This window comes from Paraburkholderia sp. Ac-20347 (assembly GCF_017104805.1).
GTDB lineage: Bacteria > Pseudomonadota > Gammaproteobacteria > Burkholderiales > Burkholderiaceae > Paraburkholderia > Paraburkholderia tropica.
The window spans coordinates 1-1,138 of the sequence record NZ_JAAGPN010000588.1; the positions used below are offsets into that span (position 1 = coordinate 1).

The window sequence follows — 1,138 nt, forward strand, 5'->3', positions numbered from 1 at the left end:
CCTGGCCGCGCGCGAGCGTGCTGTCGCTCACCGTGGCTTTCGCGGGCGGCGGGTAGGGCGGCCGCTGCTGCGAGAAGTACGTGGCGATCTCGTGCAGGTAATCGTCGGAGAGATAGGTGACCAGGTAATTCATCGGAGGGTACTTGCGGCGACCCTCGCGAAAATTCATCAGCTGGTTGTAGAGGTACTCGGCCGGTTTGCCGGCGAGACGCGGGAAGTAGTCGTTGTCGGTGCCCTGACCGTGCGAGCCGTGGCACGCCGTGCAGCCCTGCACGCGCGATTCGATCGTGTCGGGGGCTTTGGGTTGCGGGGTCTGGGCGGAAGCGGCGCTGAAAATTCCGGACGTGCCGAACAGCAATGCGGCCAGGAGCGGCGCGGCGAGCGGAATGAGCGGTCGGACGAGACGTCTTGGGGACACGCGTGACTCCATTCTTTATCGTGGACCTGCCAGGCTTCGAGCGACCCGGCTTCCAGGTTGCGCGCGATAAAAGCAGACGACCCGTGCGCGCTGCGGCGACGCAGCCGATTCTAGCATCGCCTCGACAGTGACTTTTTGCCACATGCGCTCCGGGCCGCCTACGCGGGCTTGCCCGGAGACGCACAGTGACCCGGTCCGCATCCGGTCTCCAGGATTGCGGCCGAAAGTCGCGGCGTCGCCGGTTATGATTCTGCACCCGTTAGCCGATTCGTGACTCGGGATTGACCCTGCTTGACCTCGCTTCCATGCCATCCGCATGGCGATTTGACGAAGCGCAGGAAGTGGCTGCGCGCCGCGTGCACGATCCGGTATTGAACCGAACGGCGCCGCGGCTATCGAAGCAGGCTCTTTCCAGAAAGTCGCGCCGTATCGCGTGCGCGCTTTTCCGGGGCGCGAAAACCTCGCCGCCGCCGGTTTCAATCCTGGTTCGAACGCTCACTGCCGCTTCGCTGTTACGTCGCAGTTTCGTTGCCGTTTTGTTGTTGTTTCCTTGCCACTCGTCTCGATGACTCCAATTGCACTTACCCCGCCGATGCAACCGCCGTCCCCGTCCCCGCGTGCCGGAATCTCCGAATGCCTGGAGGGCGCGCGCCGATGAAAGCTGACTGGCTCTGGATCGGGCAGGTCGCGATGGCCGCCCTCGTGAATCTCGCCTACGCC

Annotated in this window: 2 protein-coding genes; both read right to left on the minus strand. The window is 64.2% G+C overall.

Translation table 11 applies throughout. The annotated features are described in order from the left end of the window. The coding region (locus tag G3N97_RS38865; RefSeq protein WP_205998009.1) for a cytochrome c at window positions 1-430 on the minus strand (430 nt) is incomplete at its 3' end. A 483-nt stretch (window positions 431-913) separates the two neighbouring features. Next, window positions 914-1,138: hypothetical protein (locus G3N97_RS38870; protein WP_205998010.1), on the minus strand; the 225-nt coding region annotated here is incomplete at its 5' end.